The 16,597-nt window shown below is 69.8% G+C and carries 13 protein-coding genes; 10 read left to right on the top strand and 3 right to left on the bottom strand.

All coding sequences use genetic code 11. The features are described 5' to 3' along the window. Positions 1–39: 39 nt before the first annotated feature. The 5 genes from GAS53_RS32325 to GAS53_RS32345 are packed head-to-tail and all read left to right on the top strand — an operon-like array spanning position 40 to position 4,214. A complete protein-coding gene (locus GAS53_RS32325) occupies positions 40–600 on the top strand; it encodes an RNA polymerase sigma factor (protein WP_151481266.1) in 561 nt (186 codons plus the stop codon). Further along, positions 597–1,415: a zf-HC2 domain-containing protein gene (locus GAS53_RS32330; RefSeq protein WP_151481267.1), complete on the top strand. Its 819-nt coding sequence runs from the start codon at positions 597–599 to the stop codon at positions 1,413–1,415. Before GAS53_RS32325 ends, GAS53_RS32330 begins: the two co-directional genes overlap by 4 nt. Next, a complete protein-coding gene (locus GAS53_RS32335; protein ID WP_151481268.1) occupies positions 1,412–2,245 on the top strand; it encodes an ABC transporter ATP-binding protein in 834 nt (277 codons plus the stop codon). The genes GAS53_RS32330 and GAS53_RS32335 overlap by 4 nt, the downstream gene beginning before the upstream one ends. Then, positions 2,242–3,642 (top strand): hypothetical protein, encoded by a 1,401-nt coding sequence (locus GAS53_RS32340; protein ID WP_151481269.1) that lies wholly within the window; start codon positions 2,242–2,244, stop codon positions 3,640–3,642. The genes GAS53_RS32335 and GAS53_RS32340 overlap by 4 nt, the downstream gene beginning before the upstream one ends. Next, positions 3,639–4,214 carry a hypothetical protein gene (locus GAS53_RS32345; protein ID WP_151481270.1) on the top strand — a complete coding sequence of 192 codons (576 nt, stop codon included), beginning with the start codon at positions 3,639–3,641 and terminating at the stop codon, positions 4,212–4,214. Before GAS53_RS32340 ends, GAS53_RS32345 begins: the two co-directional genes overlap by 4 nt. Here GAS53_RS32345 and GAS53_RS32350 read toward each other — a convergent pair. Together GAS53_RS32350 and GAS53_RS32355 are read right to left on the bottom strand one after the other, a co-directional pair. Continuing rightward, the gene (locus tag GAS53_RS32350; protein ID WP_404829348.1) at positions 4,187–5,224 is read right to left on the bottom strand and encodes an ABC transporter permease; all 1,038 of its coding nucleotides are present in this window, start codon (positions 5,222–5,224) and stop codon (positions 4,187–4,189) included. The genes GAS53_RS32345 and GAS53_RS32350 overlap by 28 nt on opposite strands. A 156-nt stretch (positions 5,225–5,380) precedes the next feature. Beyond that, positions 5,381–7,993: a PA14 domain-containing protein gene (locus GAS53_RS32355; RefSeq protein WP_404829337.1), complete on the bottom strand. Its 2,613-nt coding sequence runs from the start codon at positions 7,991–7,993 to the stop codon at positions 5,381–5,383. Positions 7,994–8,150: 157 nt separating this feature from the next. On the opposite strand from GAS53_RS32355, the gene GAS53_RS32360 reads away from it, so the two are divergent. The 5 genes from GAS53_RS32360 (at position 8,151) to GAS53_RS32380 (ending at position 13,926) form a co-directional block, all read left to right on the top strand. Then, positions 8,151–9,164, top strand: coding sequence for a LacI family DNA-binding transcriptional regulator (locus tag GAS53_RS32360; RefSeq protein ID WP_151481271.1), 1,014 nt, complete (start codon positions 8,151–8,153; stop codon positions 9,162–9,164). 165 nt (positions 9,165–9,329) lie between these two features. Next, positions 9,330–10,424: an ABC transporter substrate-binding protein gene (locus GAS53_RS32365; RefSeq protein WP_151481272.1), complete on the top strand. Its 1,095-nt coding sequence runs from the start codon at positions 9,330–9,332 to the stop codon at positions 10,422–10,424. Position 10,425: 1 nt separating this feature from the next. Continuing rightward, positions 10,426–11,943 carry a sugar ABC transporter ATP-binding protein gene (locus tag GAS53_RS32370; RefSeq protein ID WP_151481273.1) on the top strand — a complete coding sequence of 506 codons (1,518 nt, stop codon included), beginning with the start codon at positions 10,426–10,428 and terminating at the stop codon, positions 11,941–11,943. Continuing rightward, positions 11,936–12,898 (top strand): ABC transporter permease, encoded by a 963-nt coding sequence (locus GAS53_RS32375; protein ID WP_151481274.1) that lies wholly within the window; start codon positions 11,936–11,938, stop codon positions 12,896–12,898. The genes GAS53_RS32370 and GAS53_RS32375 overlap by 8 nt, the downstream gene beginning before the upstream one ends. Beyond that, positions 12,895–13,926 carry an ABC transporter permease gene (locus tag GAS53_RS32380; protein WP_151481275.1) on the top strand — a complete coding sequence of 344 codons (1,032 nt, stop codon included), beginning with the start codon at positions 12,895–12,897 and terminating at the stop codon, positions 13,924–13,926. The genes GAS53_RS32375 and GAS53_RS32380 overlap by 4 nt, the downstream gene beginning before the upstream one ends. A gap of 1,021 nt (positions 13,927–14,947) precedes the next feature. Here GAS53_RS32380 and rox read toward each other — a convergent pair. After that, a complete protein-coding gene (gene rox, locus GAS53_RS32385; RefSeq protein ID WP_151481276.1) occupies positions 14,948–16,492 on the bottom strand; it encodes a rifampin monooxygenase in 1,545 nt (514 codons plus the stop codon). Positions 16,493–16,597: the final 105 nt, after the last annotated feature.

Here is a 16,597-nt window from a genome sequence, read left to right on the forward strand (position 1 = left end):
GAGGGAAAACCTGCCGCCCGTGCCCCACGTCTAGCAGGCGTGAGAGCAGTGAGGAAGGCACCCGACGAACTGGACGAGGAGCGTCTCGTCCGGCTGGTGGCCAGGGGCGATCGTGCCGCGTTCGAGGAGTTGTACCGGCGTACGTCACCGTGGCTGGCTGTGCGGCTGCGCCGCCGCTGTGTGGACGAGCAGATCGTCGCCGAGGTCATGCAGGAGACCTATCTGGCGGTGTGGCGCGCGGCGGGTGCGTTCGCCGGAACCACAGCCGGTGGGACGGCTGCTGGATGGCTGTGGACGATTGCGGCGCGCCGCCTGGTCGACGCGTTCAGGCGCAGGGCTCACCACGCGGAGCCGCCGCCGGCCGCCGCTGTGCCCGACGCGGCGCCCGCCGCCGAGGAGGAGGCGCTCGCAGCGACCGTCGACGGTGACGTCGGGGACGCGCTGCGGCGCCTCGCGCCGGAGCTCAGACAGGTACTGCAGGCCATGGTGCTCGACGGGTTGTCCGTTCGGGAGACCGCGGTACTGCTCGGGCTGCCCGAGGGCACGGTCAAGACCCGTGCCCGCCGGGCCCGGATCGCGATGCGGAGGGCGCTGGCATGAGTGTGGAACATGCGTCGATGCGGATCATCGACGGTTACGCGCGTGGCGACACGGACCTCGCCGCCGACGAGGTGTGGGCCCTGGAGGCCCATCTGGAGGCGTGCCGGGTGTGCCGTGACCGGCTGTCGACCGCCGTCACGGCGCAGGCGCCCGCCGTTGCGGCGTTGGTCGGCACCGTGTGGGCCGACCTCGAACCCCAGCTCGCCGGCACTGCCCCGATGCCGCGTCGGCGGCACTGGTCGGCGCGGCTGTCGCGATGGCTGACGCCCACGATGGTGCCGTGGCTGGCCATGGTCGTGGGCGTGACGCTGCTCGCGCTGCTGCTCGACCTGGCCGACACCGGCTCCGGCGAGGTGTCGCTGGTGCTGCTGCTCGCGCCGGTTCTGCCCGTGCTCGGCGTCGCGGCGTCCTGGTCGCGCGGTCTGGACCCGGCGTACGAGCTGACGGCCTCCGCGCCGAGGGCCGGGCTCTACCTGGTGCTGCGGCGCACCGCGTCCGTGCTCGGCGTGGTCGTCCCCGCGCTGCTGGTGGGCGGATGGGTGACGGGGGTGATGGTGGCTCAGTGGCTGCTGCCCTGCCTGGCCTTCACCGCGACGACGCTGGCGCTCGGCGGTGTCGTCGGTGTGACCCGCGCCGCCGCCTGGCTGGCCGCCGTGTGGGCCGCCGTGGTCGTGGCGCCGACCCTGGCCACCAGCCGTACGACCTTCGCCCTGCAGACAGGCGGTCTGCCCGCGTGGGGGCTGATCCTTGCACTCGGCATCGGTGTCGTGATCGCCCGCAGAGGCGCCTACTCCGTGCTGGGAGCCCATCGATGACCATCGGAAAGGAACACCACATGAGATCCGCGGTGAGCGCGGCCGACATCGCGCCGACGGCCTACGCCTGGGAGATCCGGGCCACCGGGCTGAAAGTCAGGGTCGGCAGGAAACGGATGGCCGTCGACGGGCTCGACCTGTCGCTGGGCACTGGAGTGCACGGCCTGCTCGGCCCCAACGGGGCGGGCAAGACCACCCTCATCCGGGCACTGGCCACCGTGCTGCGCCCCGCCGAGGGCAGCCTGGAACTGCTCGGCGAGTCCGTGGGCGGCATGGGCGAGCTCCGTGCGCTGCGCCGTCAGATCGGCTACCTCCCGCAGGAGTTCGGCTACTACAAACGCTTTACGGTGCGCGAGTTCGTCGAGTACATGGCGTGGCTGAAGGAGGTGCCGAAGGCGGACATCCCCGCGGCGGTGCAGCGCGCCGTGGAGCGGGTGGGTCTGGCAGACCGCGCCGACGACAAGATGAAGGTCCTGTCGGGCGGCATGGTGCGCAGGGTCGGCATCGCCCAGGCCATCGTCAACGACCCGACGATCCTCCTGCTGGACGAGCCGACAGCCGGCCTGGACCCGGCGCAGCGGCTGCGCTTTCGCGAGCTGCTGCAGGAGTTGGGTACGGACACCTGCGTGGTCGTCTCGACCCATCTGGTGGAGGACGTGGCCGCCGCCTGTACCGACGTGGTGCTCTTCGCCGAGGGCCGGCTGGTCTTCCAGGGCCCTCCGGACGAGCTGGCCTCGGTGGGCGGCCCGGAGCACGTGGGTGACAGCCCGCTGGAGCGCGGCTACTCGGCGCTGCTGCAGGGCCCCAAGCAAGGAAAGGGCACTTGGTGAACGTCAGCGTCCTGCGCATCGAGCTGAAGCGCTCCGTCGCCCTGTGGGCCGGCGCCGTGGTCCTGACGACGGCGCTGGCGTTCCTGTACCTGATTCCCGGATCGTGGTGGACGGGCACCACGTCGTGGACGGCCCAGTGGACGTCCATGGCCCTGTGGACCCGCTCCATGCTGTTCTACCTGTGGCCGCTCGCCGTGGGGCTCGGGGCGCTGCAGGGCCTGCGCGACCACCGCTCGAAGATGTCCGAGCTGCTGACGAGCACGCCGCGGCCCGCCCGGCACCGCGCGGCCACGCTGGCGGGCACGACAGCGATCACGCTGACCTCGGCCTTCACACTCCTCGTCCTCGTGGGCGCGGTCCAGGTGCTCGCCAACACCGAGTACACGCACCTCGGGTGGCTGCCGATCTCGCTGGTGGGAGCACTCTTCCTCGTCGCGGGGGCCGTGCTGGGCATGGGGGCCGGGCGGGCCCTGCCGTCCGTGCTCACCCCGCCCGCGCTTGCCATGGGCGCCTTCGTGTTCACGGCCCTCATGCACATGTCGTTGGGCCGGACGGAGACGACCACGGCGGCGGGGATCGAGAGCACGGAACCGAGCCGGGTCTCCCTGCTGTCACCGGGGGTGGAAGAGGTACGCGATGTGCTCGTCACGCTCTCCGCCTCGGTGCACGTCGGGCAGACGATCTGGCTGCTCGGCATGGCCGCGACCGGCTTCGCGCTGCTGGTGGCCGCGACCCCGCGCGTCCGGCTGATCGCCCTGACGCCCGTCCTGGCGGGCGTGGTGATCACCCTGCTCGTCCTCCCCTCCGACCCGCGCCGGATGTATGTCGTCGACGAAGCCGCCGCGGAGTTGGTGTGCGACGGCCCGGTGTGCGTGGCGAAGACGCACCAGGCGCGACTCGCCGACCTGGCGGGTCCCGGTAAGGAGGCGCTGCGCCTGCTCCACGGCGCCCTGGGCAGCCAGGCGCCGGTCTCGGTCCGGGAGAACACCGCCGTACTGCCGGAGGGCTCCACGCCGCAGTGGTCCCGCGAGACCGTGCTCTTCGACTTCGACGACGACATCATCGCCGCCGCCGCGAAGGGCGAGGAGCTGACCTGGGCCCTGATTGCCAAGGGCATGGTGCCAGGGTGCACCCCCGTGGGCTGGAGCGGCTTCGGGAATGATGACTTCGCGCAGACCGTCGCGGTGGGCTGGGTCCTCGGGGACCTCAGGTCGCTGCCCGGCACAGCGTCAGCGAGTTTGCGCCGCGAGGTCGACGCCGAGGCCCGCCCGGTGTGGACGGAACTCAAGGCGCTGCCGCGGGCCGAACAGCTCTCGCGGATCAACGCGATGCGCGCCGCCGCGCTCTCCTGCAAGGGCGACGCGTTCGACGCGCTGAAGGGCGGTGCCTCCCGGTGAGATGGCTGACGCTGTACGCCCGCTCGCGTCAGGTACCCGCCTCGCTCGCCGCGGTGGTGATCAGCGCCGTGGCGATAGGGGCACTCGCCCGGAACGGCAGCGCAGGGCCCGGTGATCCGCGGCCGGCCGCGCTCATCCTCGCTACGGGGGCGATGGCCGCCTCGGTCGGGCTCAGTGGGCAGGACCTCGCGCTGGACCGGACGGCCGCGATCCGCTGGGTGCCTCGCAGAGTGGCCCACGTGCTGCTCGCCGGCGCGGTCGTCGCCGCCGTGCTGCTGACCGTGCAGACGGTGGGCGAGGACATCGCCACCACGGCGTTCGTCGTCCGCAACAGCGCGGGCCTGATGGGACTGATCGCCCTGGGCGCGGCGCTCTCGGGCGGCCAGTACGCATGGACGCTGCCGTTCGCCTGGCTCTCCTTCTCGTTCTTCGCCCCGCCACCGACGAGTACGCCGATGCAGGTGGCGTCGTGGATGCTGCTGCCACCCGAGACGGCGGCGGGCACCTGGACAGCCCTGGTCCTCACGGTCGCCGGCACCACGGCCTACGCCGTCGCGGGACCGAGACGGTAACCGGACCGAGCCGCACGAACACCCCAATCAGGGTTACCCGCTGTCACGCACCAACTCGTCATCCCGTACACCACTTGGCGGACACCGTTGGCCGAATTCGGCGGTGGTGGCCGAAGGACCTTGCGGTGGCGGGATGATGGCCGGAGCGGCGTGCAGGCGCGAGCGCGAGGTGATCGAGATGTCGCCCCGTCCATAGCCGGCCCCGCTGCGAGGCGTCCGACGCTCACTAGGCCGACAGCTCTTCCGAAGGCGGCAGGCGCGAGGCCCGTACGGCGGGAAAGACGCCCGCGAGGACGCCGACGAGGATTGCGCCGCCGAGGCCGATTCCCGCTGAGGACAGGGGGATGACCACCGGCCACGACCGGTATAACGGCGTACCCGACCGTGGCCAGGACACCGAGGATGAGTCCGGCGAGGCCGGACAGGGCGACGGACTCGGTGAGGAACTGGTTACGAATCTGGCCGCGGGCGGCGCCGAGGGCACGGCGCAGGCCGATCTCACGTCGGCGTTCGAGGACGGAGATCACCATGGTGTCCGCGACGCCGATGCCGCCGATGAGCAGGGCGACCGCGGCCATGCCGACGAAGAGGCCGGAGAAGGCAGCTTGCGTGGAGCGCTTCGTGGCGAGCGCGTCCGCGGGGCGGCTGACCTTGACCAGGCCGGGATTCTCCGGTGCGATCGTCTCGGGCAGAACGGCGTGCACGTCCTCCATGGCGCGCTCGTCCGCCTCGATGAACAACTGGGTCGGACGGCCGTCAAAGCCCAGCTCGGCGCGTGCGGATTGCCAGCCGACCAGGACCGAGCGATCGACATCGGGGGCGAGCGGGATGCTGCGAAGGATGCCGACGACGCTGAACCAGCGGCCGCCGAGCAGCACTTGCGGGTGCGGGACGCCCGGGACCAGGTCGGGGTAGCCCAGGCGGGCGGCGGCGACCGAGCCGAGCACCGCGGCCGGAATCCCCTCGGTGGCCTTGGTCAGGTAGCGGCCCGACCGGATCTGCGCGCCCAGGACTTCGGGGAGGTCGCGTCGGGGCGCCCAGGACCATGAGCCCCGCCCCGTCCTGTGTCAGCACGGTCATCGGCGCTTCCTGGGACGGTGGTGCTGTGGGAGGGAACCGGGACCGCCCGGCGAGCGGCGGGGTGCCGTTCGCCGGGCGGCTCGGGGTCAGGGGCAGCCGGCGGGAGTCGCCCGCGAGGCGTTGTCGATCAGTGCCTGGTGGGCCGCCATGAGTCGCCGGACATCGGGCTTGACGACCTTGCGGTCGTATGTGATCAGCCCGTTGAGCTCGCCCTCGACGTCCGCGATCTGGGTGTACACCGCGCCGTTGCCGCCCTTGCAGGCCAGGGCGTGCACCTCGGCGAGTTTGGTGAGGTAGTCGTCGGTGTATGTGGCCGGGTCGACATCGACGTAGGACTGCTGCACCGACCAGGCGTGTCCGGGTACGGCCAGGCCGAGGCCGCCGTACTCGCCGCTGACCAGGGCCCGCTTGCCGTCCGGGTGCGGTGGCAGCGCGGGGCTCGGGTAGCCGTGTTCGTCCATGATGTCGCCGGTGCCGCCGTCCGCGCCCAGGTTGAGGCCCGACTGGTTGTTGACCAGGCGGGTCGGGTCCCAGGCTTTCGCCTGTTCGGCGATGCGGCCCACGTCGTACTGGCCCCACCCTTCGTTGAAGGTGACCCACATGACGATCGACGGACTGCTGATGTGCTCGTCGATCATCTGCTTCATCTCGCGCTCGTACTCGGTGCGGGCCGACGCGCTCGGGTTCACGCCCGCCGTCATGGACGGCATGTCCTGCCACACCAGCAGGCCGAGCCGGTCGGCCCAGTAGAACCAGCGGTCGGGTTCGACCTTGATGTGCTTGCGCACCGAGTTGAAGCCCATGGCCTTGTGCATCTTCAGGTCGTAGGCCAGGGCCTGGTCGCTCGGGGCGGTGTGCAGGCCGTCCGGCCAGAAGCCCTGGTCGAGGGTGGCCATCATGAAGACCGGCTCGCCGTTGAGGACGGTGCGCGGGGTGCCGTTCACCTTCTCGACGGCGATGGACCGCATGCCGAAGTAGCTGCTGACGCGGTCGGTGCCGACGGTGACCTTGAGGTCGTACAGGAACGGGTCGTCCGGCGACCAGAGGTGTGCGTCGGGGATCTTCAGGGTCAGGGGGCTGCCGGTGCGGCCGGCGGCGGTGGCGACCCGCCGCTTGCCGTCGTACGCGATCGCGGTGACCGCGAGTCCGGTGCGCACGCCCTGCGGTTCGACGGTGAGGGTGTCGGCGCCGGCGTCCGGGGTGAGCTTCAGCGAGTCGACGTGGTCGGCGGCGACGGGTTCCATCCACACGGTCTGCCAGATGCCGGAGGACGGTGTGTACCAGATGCCGCTGGGGTCGAGGCGCTGTTTGCCGAGTGGCGGGTTCTCGCCGGTCGCCGAGTCGGTCGGGTCGTGGACGCCGACGATGAGTTCCTGGGTGCGGCCGGGTTTCAACGCGTCGGTGATGTCGGCGCCGAACTTGTCGTAGCCGCCCTTGTGTTCGGCGACCTTGGTGCCGTTGACGTACACCTCGGAGCGCCAGTCGACCGCGCCGAAGTTGAGCTGCAGGCGTTTGCCGGAGCCGATCTTCCAGTCGGCCGGGACGGTGAAGGTGCGCCGGTACCACATCCGGTCCTCGTGCCGCTCGATGCCCGACAGCTGAGACTCGACGGGGTACGGGACGAGGATCTTCTCGGCGAGGTTCCGGCCCACCGGGGGCTGCTCCCCCGCCTGGGCCGCGGCGAACTGCCAGGTGCCGTTGAGGTTCTTCCAGTCAGTGCGGGTGAGTTGGGGCCTCGGGTACTCACGGTGGGCGTTGGCCGGGGTGACGTCGTCGGCCCACCGGGTGCGCAGTTGGTGGGTCGAGTGGTTGGCGCCGCTGCTCCAGAAGGCCTTGACAACGTTGCCGTCCTGGCCGGTGAGGCCGCCGGATCCGTCGTAGCGCACGTCGGCGGTGCCACGCGCGGTGCCGGTCTTGTTGCCGACGACGGGTTCCTTGAGGGCGACCAGCAGCGATCTGGAGTCGGCCGGATTCAGCCGCGCCCGGCCGAGCGGCCAGGTGGCGCCACCGATCACGGCATCCAGATGGTCGGTGAGGGCGGCCTGGGGTGCCGCGAGTGCCTGGGCGAAGTCGAGCCGGAGTGTGCGGCCGTCCTTGAGGACGGTGGTGGCGATGGCCCCGTTGTAGTCGTAGCCCTCGGGCAGCAGGAAGGCCTTCTGCGGGATGGCGGTCTTGGTGCCGCCGGGCGGTGTCCAGCGCACGTGGAGGTTGGACCCTCCGTAGTGCTCGAAGTACTCGATCTTGATGTCGTAGGCCTTGCCGGCGGTCAACTCCACGGGTTCGCCGACCTGTTCGCGATCCCAGTCGTCGACCCAGTGGTCGATGGCGAGCTTCCCGTCCACCCAGAGGCGGAAGCCGTTGTCTCCGATGACGGAGAAGGTGGTGGGGCCGGTCTTCTCCGGCACGATCCGGCCGGTCCAGCGGACGCTGACATCGTCCGACCGGCCGGTAGCCGAACGCAGACGGGGCTCCAGGTTGTCGAAGTCGAGCTGCGGGTCGAAGCCGGTGGCCTTGAGCTCGTGGAAGTCGAAGGCGCCGGGAGCGGACTGGGTGTAGTACTCGCCCTTGAGGCCGTGGACCTCGGGGGGATCCTCCGCGGCCGTCGCGGCAGGTGCGGCGGCCAGTCCCGCGGCACCCAGCACTGCCGCGAGGAACAGGGCGAGGTGGTTTCTGAACGATCTGAACGATCTGATGCGCACGAATCCTCCTTGGTTGAGGAAGGGTGGCGGCTCGGTGCTTCAGTCTGTACAACGTTGGAAGCAGAGGCAGTTGGCATGAGAGCACGGCTCCCGGCCGCTGTCCAGGTTCATGACAAAGCTCCGACCGCGGAGCCGCCACCGATGCCGAGGAGATCCCTTGCGGGTCAGCCTGAAGGACGTTGCCGAACGGGCCGGCGTCTCGATCAAGACCGTTTCCAACGTCGTGAACAACTATCCGCACGTCACACCGGTGATGCGCGCCCGGGTGCAGGAGGCCATCGACGAACTCGGCTACCGGCCGAACCTCACAGCGCGTCATCTGCGCAAGGGCCGTACCGGCATCATCGCGCTCGCCGTTCCCGAGCTCGGCAACCCCTACTTCGCCGAACTCGCGGGCGCGGTGATCGACGCGGCCGCCCAGCACGAGTTCACGGTCCTGCTCGACCACACGCGCGGCGACCGGGAGCAGGAGCTGCTGGTGAGCCAGGGTTTCCGGGCCCGGGTGATCGACGGGCTCATCCTCAGTCCGCTGGAGCTGGAGGCCGAGGACCTGCGCGGCCGCGCCGACGACGTGCCGCTGGTGCTGCTCGGCGAGCGCGAGTACGACCTGCCCTTCGACCACATCGCGATCGACAACGTGGCCGCCGCGCGGACGGCGGTGCGCCACCTGCTCGACCGAGGCCGGACCCGGATCGCCTACCTCGGCGCCCGCACGGACTCCGCGAACCGCCCGGCGCACCTGCGACTCGACGGCTGGCGGGCGGAGTTGACGGCGGCGGACCTGCCGGCCACGGACGATCTGGTCGTGCCCGTCGGCGGGTGGGACCGGGACGACGGATCCCGGGCCATGGCCCGATTGCTGGACGCGGGCGTGCGGCCCGACGCCGTCTTCGCCTACAACGACCTCATCGCGATCGGTGCCATGCGGGTGCTGCACGAGCGCGGGCTCAGGGTGCCGTGGGACGTTGCCGTGGTGGGCTTCGACGACATCACCGAGGGCCGTTTCGGAGCCGTCTCACTGACCACGATCTCGCCGGACAAGCAGGCGATCGCCCGCCTTGCGGTGGCCTCGCTGTTGCGCAGCCTGTCGGGCCGTCAGGAGCCCGGAGGGCGTGAACTCACCGCGGAATTCCGGCTGGTGGAGCGGGAGAGCACGCTCGGCCGTCGCTGACGACGGTCCGGACCATTGGGCCGAGATTTCGGACGGAAGGGTTTACAGCCCCGCTTCCAACGATGTAAAAACCTCCCCTGAACGACGTGCACGCCGTGTTGACCGCAAGTGCCGAACTCCCCGGGAGCGCTCTCAGCGCCGGGGCCGCGCCGTTTGGGGACTGTCATGAAGCCCACCGCACTTCTCCGTCGTACCTCCGCACGGACCCTCCTCGCCACCGGCCTCCTCACGAGCCTGGCCCTGACCGGATGCTCCAAATCCGAGGACTCCTCTACCAGCGACAAGGCCGCCGCGCAGCAGGGCGACTCCGGCCAGCAGGTCGCCTCGCCGAGCACCGGATCCGGGCCCGCCTGCACACTCGACGCGTACGGGGGCAAGAAGCTCGACCTCGAGAGCGCCACCGTCGGCTTCTCCCAGTCCGAGAAGGAGGCCAATCCCTTCCGGATCGCCGAGACCGCCTCGATCAAGGCGGAAGCGCGCAAGCGCGGCGTCGAGCTCCTCACCGCCAACGCCCAATCGCAGTTCTCCAAGCAGATCAGCGACGTCCAGGACCTCATCGCCAAGGGTGCCGACCTGCTCGTCATCGCGCCGCTCAACTCGGACGGCTGGGAACCGGTCCTGCGCACGGCGGCGGCCAAGCACATCCCGATCGTCACGGTGGACCGCAAGATCAACGCCACCGCCTGCAAGGACTATGTGAGCTTCATCGGCTCCGACTTCGTGGAACAGGGCAAACGGGCCGCCGACCAGATGATCCAAGCGACCGGAGGCACGGGCGAGATCGCCATCCTGCTCGGCGCGGCGGGCAACAACGTCACGACGGAACGCACCAAGGGCTTCACTGACCGGATCAAGGAAAAGGCACCCGGCCTCAAGGTGGTGTTCCAGCAGACGGGCGAATTCGCCCGCGAGAAGGGCCAGTCGGTCACCGAGAACCTCATCCAGTCCAAGCCCGGGATCAAGGGCGTCTACGCCGAGAACGACGAGATGGGCCTCGGCGCCGTCAACGCCCTCAAGGGCGCGGGCAAGAAGCCCGGTGACGTGAAGATCGTGACCATCGACGGCACACGCAACGCCGTGCAGGGCATCGTCGACGGCTGGATCCACGGCGTCATCGAGTCCAACCCGCGCTTCGGACCGCTCGCCTTCCAGACACTCGACACCTTCACCCGGGGCGGCGAAGTGGCGCAGGACATCGTTATCAAGGACAGCGCGTACACCAAAGCCAACGCCCAGTCGGACCTCGGCAAGGCGTACTGACATGCTCTCGGTCACCGGCGTGTGCAAGGTCTTCCCCGGTGTGAAGGCACTGTCCGACGTGGACTTCACGGCCCGCGCAGGGGAAGTCCACGCCCTCGTCGGCGAGAACGGCGCGGGCAAGTCGACCCTGATCAAAGTTCTCACCGGCGTCTACCAGCCGGACGCGGGCGAGATCGTCCACGACGGCACGCCGGTCCGCTTCACCACGCCCCTGCAGGCCCAGCAGGCGGGCATCTCCACCATCTACCAGGAGGTCAACCTCGTCCCGCTGATGAGCGTGGCCCGCAATCTCCTCCTCGGCCGCGAACCCCGCGGCCGGCTCGGTCTGATCGACTTCCGGCGCATGCACCGGGAGGCGGACGAGGCGCTGTGCGGCCTGGGCATCCGGGTCGACGTGCGCCGTCCGCTGCGCGAACTCGGCGTCGGGGCCCAGCAGATGGTGGCTCTCGCGCGTGCGGTCGCCGTCGACGCACGGGTGGCGATCATGGACGAGCCCACCTCGTCTCTCGAACCACGCGAGGTGCGCACCCTGTTCGACGTGATCCGCGCGCTGCGCGAGCGCGGCATCGCCGTGGTCTACGTCAGCCACCGCATGGACGAGCTGTACGAGATCTGCGACGCGGTCACCGTGCTGCGCGACGGGCACGTGGTGCACACCGGCCGCCTCGCCGACCTCGAACGCCTGCGTCTGGTCTCGCTCATGCTGGGCCGGGAGATCGGCGAGGTCCGCAGCGAGGGCCTGACCCGGTTCACCGGCTCTCACCACATGTCAGCCGAACCCGTACTGCGAGCAGAGGGGCTGACGGTCCGCCACCAGTTGCAGGATGTGTCGCTGTCCATCCGCCCGGGCGAAGTGGTGGGCCTGGGCGGGCTGCTCGGCTCGGGCCGCAGCGAGACGGCCAGAGCTGTCGCCGGAGCGCTGGCAACAAGCTCGGGCCGAGTCTCGGTCGGGGGCGCCCCCGTGCGCACCGGCTCCCCACCGGCCGCGATCCGCGCCGGCATCAGCATGCTCCCGGAGGACCGCAAGGCCGAAGGCATCGTCCCCGGGCTGTCGGTACGGGAGAACATCGCGCTCGCCGCCCTTCCCGCACTGTCGCGGTTCGGGCTGGTGGACGACGCCCGCATCGACCGGATCGTCGACACCTTCGTGAGGCGGCTGCACATCAAGTCCGCCGGCCCGCACCAGAAGGTGGGCGAACTCTCCGGCGGCAACCAGCAGAAGGTTCTTCTGGCCCGCTGGCTCGCCCTGCACCCGAAGGTACTGCTGCTGGACGAGCCGACGCGGGGGATCGACGTCGGGGCCAAAGCGGAAGTACAGGCCCTCATCGACGAACTCGCCGACGACGGACTCGCCGTACTCCTGATCTCCTCCGACACCGAGGAGCTGATCGAGGGCAGCGACCGCATCGTCGTACTCAAGGACGGTGCGGTCGTGGACGAGCTGACCGGCGACGCCGTCACCGAGGACGCGCTGATACGAGCCATCGCGGCCGAACCCGCCGGGACTCACCATGACTGATCTGACGCTCGCACGCGGACCAGTGGACCGCGACCGGCTGCTGCGCCTGCTGCGGGAGTACGGCGTCTACGCGGGCGTCGTCGCACTCCTGCTCTTCAACGTCGCCCTCACCCCGCACTTCGTCTCCGCGGAGAACTTCCGCACCCAGGCCGTCCAGGTCGCACCGGTCCTCATCGTCGCCCTGGGCATGGCGCTGGCGATCGGCACTGAGGGCGTCGACCTGTCGGTGGGCTCCGTGATGGCCCTGTCCACCTCGCTGCTGTCCCTGTACCTCGGCTACGGTCCGTGGGCCGCAGCACTCGTGGCGGTGGCAGGCGGCATCCTGGTCGGGCTCGCGAACGGAACACTGATCGCCTTCCTCGGCGTCCAGCCCATCGTCGCCACGCTCGCCCTCATGGTCGCCGGACGCGGACTCGCCCTGGTACTGCTCCCCCAGCTCAAGGACGTACGCGACCCGGGCATGGCGGCACTCGGCTCCGGCGACCTGCTGGGCATCCCGTATCTCGTCCTCATCGCCGCCGCCCTGGCCCTGCTGGTGGCCTTCGTGGTGCGCCGCACCACATTCGGGCGGCAACTGCTCGCCATCGGCGACAGCCGGCCGGCGGCCCGCCTCGCCGGCCTGCCCGTCCGCCGGGTCCTCATCGTGGTGTACATCTGCTCCGGCGCCCTGGCCGCGATCGCGGGTGTCCTCGCCACCGCCCGGCTGACAGCCAGCGACCCCACCTCGCTGGGCACTCTCATGGAACTGTCGGCGATCACCGCCGTGGTCGTCGGCGGCACCCCTCTGTCCGGGGGACGGGTCCGCATCGGCGGCACGATCGCCGGCGCCGTCCTCATCCAGTTGCTGACCACCACGCTCGTCAAGCACGACCTTCCGCCGTCGTGGACGCAGATCGCCCAGGCCGTGGTGATCGTCGGCGCCGTCTACGCGGCCCGCGAACGGGGGAAGCGATGACCACCGAGACCACGGAAACCGACACGCAGCCCGACACCGTCCGCCGGAGCACCGAGGAGGACGGCTCACCGAGCCGCGCCGAACGCGTCAGCGCCCTCGCCCAGCAGCACGGGGCCCTCGTCACCCTCCTGGTGGCCATGGTCGTGGCATCGTTGAGCTTCGACACCTTTCTGACCGGCGACAACCTCGAGAACATGGCGCTGTCCTCGGCCTTCCTCGCCGTGGTCGCACTCGGCATGACGTTCGTCATCGTCACCGGCGGGATCGATCTCTCGGTCGGCTCGCTCTTCGCCCTCGGTGGAGTCGTGGCGGCCTGGGGCTCGCAGCACGGCACGACGGTGGCCCTCCTGCTCCCGCTCATGGTGTGCGGACTGATCGGCCTGGTCAACGGAGTGCTCATCGCCCGGTCAGGACTGGCCCCGTTCATCGTCACCCTCGCCGCCATGCTCGGTGCGCGCGGCATCCTTCTGGCGATCACCGACGAGGGCTCACGGACGTATCTCGTGGACAAGGACTCGTTCTTCGCGACACTCGGCCAGGGCTCACTGCTCGGGGTCGGTGTGCCGGTGTGGATCACGATGGCACTGTTCGTGCTCGGAGCCGTCGTGCTGCGACGCACCAGGTTCGGACAGTACGTGTACGCGGTCGGCGGCAACGAGGACGCGGCGGCCTTGATGGGTGCCCCGGTGGCACGAACGAAGATCGCCGTGTACACCCTGTCCGGCCTGTGCGCCGGCCTCGCGGGCGCGCTCAACGCCGCCTGGCTGGTGTCGGGCGTGACCATCCTCGGGTCGGGCATGGAACTGGAAGCCATCGCGGCAGTCGTCATCGGCGGCACCCTGCTCTCCGGCGGTTTCGGCTTCGTCAGCGGTTCGCTGGTCGGCGTGCTCCTGCTGAAGGTGATCCAGAACATCATCAACCAGATCGGCTCCCTCGACTCCGCCTACCAGCAGGTCGTCAGCGGCGCCTTTCTCGCCGGCGTGGTCGTGGCCCAGACGTGGCTGGGCCGTAGACGGCGGGTCCTATGACCCTGTGAACTCCGCGCGCGTCTCGGCGGTGGTGCCGATGTGGACACCGTGCCGGACGGCGGTGTGCCGACAGCGCCGGCACGGCTGGTCGGTGTCGGCCCGGGAAGGAATCTCCCGGTGGAGGCCGCCCAGGGCGGGCCAGTCCGGTGCGGTGGCGGCCGGATACGGGGGCGCGGGAGTCTGGGTGAGCCGGGCGCGCAGTCCCTCCAGCGATGCCGGTAGACGTCGGCGTTGTGGCCGCGCGAGGTGGTGGCGCCGCTTTCCCAGGCGCGGAAGGTGGCCTCGGTCACCGAACAGGCGTCGGCCACCTGGTACACGGACAGGTCGGACCGCAGCCGCAGACCGAGCCGTTCACCCGGCGCCGTCAGGGAGCGCGGTGCGGCAGCAGCCGACACCGCGTCCACGGGGAAGAGCTCGTCCACGGATTGCCTCAACTCTCTGACCGGGAGAGGCCGATGGGGTTCAAGCACTTCCTTCGGCAGGCGCGCTTGGCAGCGCAGCATGCCCGGCCCGAACGCCGTGCGCGGGCCCGCATGAAGGTTCTGCCGCCGGGTGTGACGATCTGACCTGCGCCAATACGCCGCGGCCCATACCTGTTCGAGCGAGCCTGCAACCCGTACGGAACCTTCCGCCTCGACATGGACAAGCGGCTCGACCTCGCGTCGGCCTCCGCCGTTCCGCGCTCCCGCACCCCGGCGGACATCACCGTCCGGACGGCCGCCGGGACACGATGAGGTCCGCGAACGGGAAAATGAACGGCCGAAACGGGCAGTTGGGGCGCCGAGGTGGCCTCGTCGTTCATGTTCGGCAGACGGCCGTTGGACGAACGCACGGCCGTCTTCGCCGATCCACTCCGCGGTGCTCTTCCGCCTCTTCCGGTCGTCACTCGGAGGCCGACCCCTCCTCGTAGGCCGACCCTGGCGCCAGAGCACCACGGCTGATGCTGCCTCCAGTCTTCCGATGGTCAGTTGCTACTGGCCGTTGGATCCTCCTCACGGGCCTTTCGGTTGCTCAGGCGAAATCAGTTGGCGGGATTGCCGAACCAGCGGGAGAGGTGGGCGTCCAGGTCCTGCTGATCGTCGCCGATCCAGGCGACGTGGCCGTCGGGGCGTAGCAGGACGCACGGAACATCCAGTACCGCAGTGGGATCCGCGAGGTAATCGACGCGGTCTGACCAGCCGCCGACGGTCAGGCGTTCGGTGCGGTCCAGCAGCAGGCCGCGGCCGCGATGCAGCAGACCGTAGAGGTGGCCCTGTTTCACCTCGATGTCGCGCAGGCGGTGGCCGAGCAGGTCGGGGCCTTCGCCGAAGTCGTAGCGGATGCCGATCGCGGTGATCTTCTCGATCAGATAGCGATTCACCTCGTCGAAGTCCATCAGTTCGGTGAGCAGCCTGCGCACGGCCTGCGGGCCCGGTTCGGTGGACTGCAGTTCCATCTGGGCGCGGGTGTTGTCCAGGACGTCCTCGGCGACCGGATGACGTTCGGCGTGGTAGGTGTCCAGCAGTGTTCCCGGCGCCCAGCCGCGGATCTGTGCGGCCAGTTTCCAGCCGAGGTTGAACGCGTCCTGAACGCCCAGGTTGAGGCCCTGCCCGCCGATGGGTGGATGGATGTGTGCCGCATCGCCGGCCAGCAGCACCCGCCCGATCCGATAACGTTCGGCAAGCCGGGTGGCATCCCCGAAGCGGGACAACCAACGCGGGGAGTGCACGCCGAAATCGGTTCCGGCGACGGCGCACAACTGTCGTTTGAAATCCTCGAGAGTGGGCGGTTCCGCGCGGTCGCTGACTCCCGCGGCGGGGACTACGACGCTGTAGACCCCTTCGCCGAAGGGCCGGAGCCAGAATCGCTGATGGGTTTCGCGGATTTCGGTCACCTTGGCGGCGATCTCCTCCTGCGGCACACTCATTTCCATCTCGCCCATCAGCGTCTCGGTCCGCGAGGGCTCGCCGGGGAAGCCGACGCCGAGCAGTTTGCGCACCGTACTGCGGCTGCCGTCACAGCCGACGAGATAGCGCGAACGCAGTTGTTCGCCGTCGGCCAGCTCGACGGTCACTCCCTCGTCGTCCTGCTCGAAAGCGGCCACCGCACAACCGCGCCGGACCTGCGCACCCAGTTGGATCGCATGCTCTTTGAGCAGGTGGACGATGACCGGCTGCGGGATGCCCAACAGATAGGCGTACGCGGAATCCAGGCCCTGGGGCGCGGGTTTGTTGATGGCGGCGAAGAAACCGGCGGCCGGACGCTGCCTTCCGTGTTCGCGAATGCGATCCAGCAGTCCGCGCATTGCCATCAGCTCGAGACTGCGAATGTGCAGACCGACGATGCGGACGAACGACACGGGCTCGGTTTCCTTCTCCAGAACGAGTACCCGCACATCGTGCAGCCGGAGTTCGGCGGCCAGCACCGCGCCAGTCGGCCCGCACCCGGCAATGATCACGTCGAACATGAGGGGCGCGCGATCGGCGCCGGAGGCCGATGACCGGAGTTCGGGGACTTCGCCCACGGTGAAGTCGCGCTCGACCGTGTTGTTCGACGACGGCTCAGCGGTGAACTGCGGAGAGTGCATAGGTGTTGCCTTTCGGGAGTGCCTTGTTGGCGAGGCGCTCCCGGCGACACCTACGTCAGTCGCCGGCCATGACAGGAAGGGGGAGCACCCACATCGCTACAGCGT

Source organism: Streptomyces albicerus (assembly GCF_008905045.1).
Taxonomy (GTDB): domain Bacteria; phylum Actinomycetota; class Actinomycetes; order Streptomycetales; family Streptomycetaceae; genus Streptomyces; species Streptomyces albicerus.

Excerpts from the sequence above, each read along its gene's own strand:
- GAS53_RS32330 (WP_151481267.1), top strand. The coding sequence starts at position 597 with ATGAGTGTGGAACATGCGTCGATGCGGATCATCGACGGTTACGCGCGT.
- GAS53_RS32335 (WP_151481268.1), top strand. The coding sequence starts at position 1,412 with ATGACCATCGGAAAGGAACACCACATGAGATCCGCGGTGAGCGCGGCC.
- GAS53_RS32365 (WP_151481272.1), top strand. The coding sequence starts at position 9,330 with ATGAAGCCCACCGCACTTCTCCGTCGTACCTCCGCACGGACCCTCCTC.
- GAS53_RS32370 (WP_151481273.1), top strand. The coding sequence starts at position 10,426 with ATGCTCTCGGTCACCGGCGTGTGCAAGGTCTTCCCCGGTGTGAAGGCA.
- GAS53_RS32375 (WP_151481274.1), top strand. The coding sequence starts at position 11,936 with ATGACTGATCTGACGCTCGCACGCGGACCAGTGGACCGCGACCGGCTG.
- GAS53_RS32380 (WP_151481275.1), top strand. The coding sequence starts at position 12,895 with ATGACCACCGAGACCACGGAAACCGACACGCAGCCCGACACCGTCCGC.
- rox (WP_151481276.1), bottom strand. The coding sequence starts at position 16,492 with ATGCACTCTCCGCAGTTCACCGCTGAGCCGTCGTCGAACAACACGGTC.